Source organism: Steroidobacter sp., from assembly GCF_016790065.1.
Lineage (GTDB): Bacteria > Pseudomonadota > Gammaproteobacteria > Steroidobacterales > Steroidobacteraceae > Steroidobacter.
Genome location: NZ_JAEUPY010000937.1, coordinates 1 through 2,808, shown reverse-complemented (window position 1 = coordinate 2,808; position 2,808 = coordinate 1). Strand labels below are relative to the sequence as shown.

At 61.0% G+C, this 2,808-nt stretch carries 3 protein-coding genes and 1 pseudogene; 1 reads left to right on the top strand and 3 read right to left on the bottom strand.

The window, feature by feature from the left end; all coding sequences use genetic code 11:
* Positions 1–126 precede the first annotated feature (126 nt).
* Positions 127–1,050 carry an intradiol ring-cleavage dioxygenase gene (locus JNL55_RS37260; protein ID WP_293867225.1) on the top strand — a complete coding sequence of 308 codons (924 nt, stop codon included), beginning with the start codon at positions 127–129 and terminating at the stop codon, positions 1,048–1,050.
* A gap of 29 nt (positions 1,051–1,079) precedes the next feature.
* Here JNL55_RS37260 and JNL55_RS37255 read toward each other — a convergent pair whose 3' ends face one another.
* The 3 genes and pseudogenes from JNL55_RS37255 to JNL55_RS37245 all read right to left on the bottom strand — a co-directional run.
* Positions 1,080–1,856: a ferredoxin--NADP reductase gene (locus JNL55_RS37255; RefSeq protein WP_293867222.1), complete on the bottom strand. Its 777-nt coding sequence runs from the start codon at positions 1,854–1,856 to the stop codon at positions 1,080–1,082.
* An 8-nt stretch (positions 1,857–1,864) separates the two neighbouring features.
* A complete protein-coding gene (locus JNL55_RS37250; RefSeq protein ID WP_293867219.1) occupies positions 1,865–2,206 on the bottom strand; it encodes a DUF3325 domain-containing protein in 342 nt (113 codons plus the stop codon).
* Positions 2,206–2,808, bottom strand: a pseudogene (locus JNL55_RS37245) (PepSY domain-containing protein); the annotation flags it as partial. The gene JNL55_RS37250 and the pseudogene JNL55_RS37245, both read right to left, overlap by 1 nt.

Here is a 2,808-nt window from a genome sequence, read left to right as displayed (position 1 = left end):
CGTTCATCTATTTCTGTCGGGCAGCGGCGACGTTCCGTTACGTCTGTTTCACTGCCTTACAGTTTATTACATGTGTCGCTAGCAGAATCTCTGTCGCTCAACCTTTGCAGCGGAGAGATGCCAGCCATGACGCGCGCACCGACACATCAACCTCATTTGGACGATCACGACCTAGGTCTGCAACACGATTTGGAACAGCTGGCGGCGTTGAAGCGCCGGCGTCGTGTGCTCGGCATGATGTTGTCGGGCAGTGCGTTGATGATCGCCGGTTGCGGTGGCGGTGACGGCGATTCGGGTACGACCTCTACTACCTCCACCAGTGGCTCCAGTTCCTCGGGCAGCAGCTCGAGCGGCAGCTCTTCGTCCGGTAGTTCGTCCAGCAGCGATACTTGTACTGAGGTCGCGGAAGAAACGCAGGGACCTTATCCGTCGGACGGCTCGAACACTGTCAACGGTCAGGTTTCCAATGTGCTCAGTGAGAGCGGCGTGGTTCGCTCCGACATTCGTAGCAGCTTCGGCGGCGCGAGCGGGGTGGCTGCGGGCGTGCCGACGACGCTGACCATTACGCTGCTCAACTCCAACAACTTGTGCCAACCGCTATCGGGTTACGCCATCTACCTGTGGCACTGCACGCGCGATGGTAACTATTCTTTGTATTCGAGCAGCGTGCAGGACGAGAATTTCCTGCGCGGCGTGCAAGTGGCGGATAGCAACGGCCAGGTGACGTTCACCACCATTTTCCCGGGCTGCTATTCGGGTCGCTACCCGCACATCCATTTCGAGATTTACTCCAGCCTGTCCATGGCCACGTTGTACACCAACAAGATACTCACATCGCAGATCGCCCTGCCGCGCGATGTTTGTAGCACCGTGTACAGCGGCGCCACTGGCTATAGCTCCAGTGTTACCAATCTTTCGCGAGTCACCCTGGCCAGCGACGGCATCTTCGGTGACAACACGGCGGCGCAATTGGCGGCCATGACAGCGGCAATGTCGGGAAGCGTGGCGGACGGTTACACCGGCACGCTGACGATCGGCGTGCCGGCCTGAACAGGCCCGCATCGGCCGAGGGGCGGGCGTTATTTCTCGACGAACGCCCGTTCGATCACGTAGTCGCCAGGCGCGCCAATGTGCTTGGAAATCTCGAAGCCACGCGCATCCAGAATCGATGACAAGTCCTTCAACATCGACGGGCTGCCGCAAATCATGGCTCGATCCTGCTTCGGATCCAGCGGCGGCAGGCCGATCTGTTCGAACAATTTGCCGCTCTCGATCAGATCCGTGAGTCGGCCACGATTGCGATACGGCTCGCGGGTCACCGTCGGGAAGTAGATCAGCTGGTTGGCGACCATTTCACCGATGTGCTCATCCCTGGGCAGCACGTGGGTCAGATATTCCTCGTAGGCCAGCTCGCTGGTGGCTCGCACGCTGTGCAAAAGCACGACCTTCTCGAACTTCTCATACATGGCCGGATCTTTGATCAGGCTCATGAACGGCGCGAGGCCGGTGCCCGAGCTCAGCAGATAGCAGTGTTTGCCGGGCTTCAAGTCATCGATCAGCAACGAGCCGGTGGGCTTGCGGCTGACCAGCACTTCGTGACCCGGCAACAGGTGCTGCAGGCGGGAAGTGAGCGCGCCGTTCTGCACCTTGATGCTGAAAAATTCCAGGTGCTCTTCGTGGTTGGCGCTGGCGATGCTATAGGCGCGAGTCAGCGGACGGCCGTCGACCTGCAGGCCCATCATCACGAACTGACCGTTCTCGAAGCGCAGGCCCGGATCGCGCGTGGTCACGAAGCTGAACAGCGTGTCGTTCCAGTGACGAACCTTCAGAACGCGCTCGGTGTTGAAACTCGACATTTCACTCCTCAATTGCTCAACGCGCTGACCCAAAAGTGACCCATCGAGGCGCAAACCGGCAGCGCCAGTCCTAGCCCGGCGGCAAGCCGAGGGTAATAAGTCAGCAGTAACACGAAGCTCACGGCGCTTGCGGTGAGCATTCCGAACCATTCCACCGTGCCGATGGGCCAGCCCGTCTGGGCTGCGGCCATGAACAGCGACACAGTCAGTGCAATCCACCCGGCGGTCCGCAGGAGCTGCCTTTGTAGGGGCGTGGGCTCCCGCTGCAAGACCTCGCGGGCGTGGCGGTTCATTGCGAAGCATAGCGCTGCGAACCCGGTGTACGTCAGCGCGAATGGGAATAAGGACATTACGCTCGCTCCGCTTCTGCCGGCAGATCCAGGGCCGCGGCAGCGCGTTTTTTGGCGGGTTTACGCCCGGCCGGGGTGCGGGAGGCATACCAGGCGATCAGGCCCAGCAGCGCGGCGATGGCCAACATTGTCAAATCGAAGCCGGCATACACCCAGTTGCCGTGGCTCAGCATAAAGGCCAGCCCGGTCCCGGTGGTCAGGGCATTGACCATCGGCAGGGCTGCGAACAGGACCGCGCCGGCCAGGAATTGGGTCCGCCAGGCCGCTCGGGCCGGCCGCAGCAGGGGGACGATCAAGCTCAGCAGCCACGCCGCGAAGAACGCCTGCACTTCCCAGCCCGATCGTTCTGCCAGATCCACAGGCAGCAACCTATTCGCATAAAAGTACGCGGCGATGGCAATGGGCAGGCCGGCGATGACGCCGATGTTCAACACCTCGACCAGCCGGTGTCCGAACGGCGTGTAGCCCAGCTTGACCCGTTCCGGAGCGCGCTTGACCGACCACAACACCAAGCCGCTCGCGACCATCAAAATTCCACCCAGGCCAGATAGCGCGAACAACCAGCGCAACGTGGTCGATGAGAAATTGGCCATGTGCAGTCC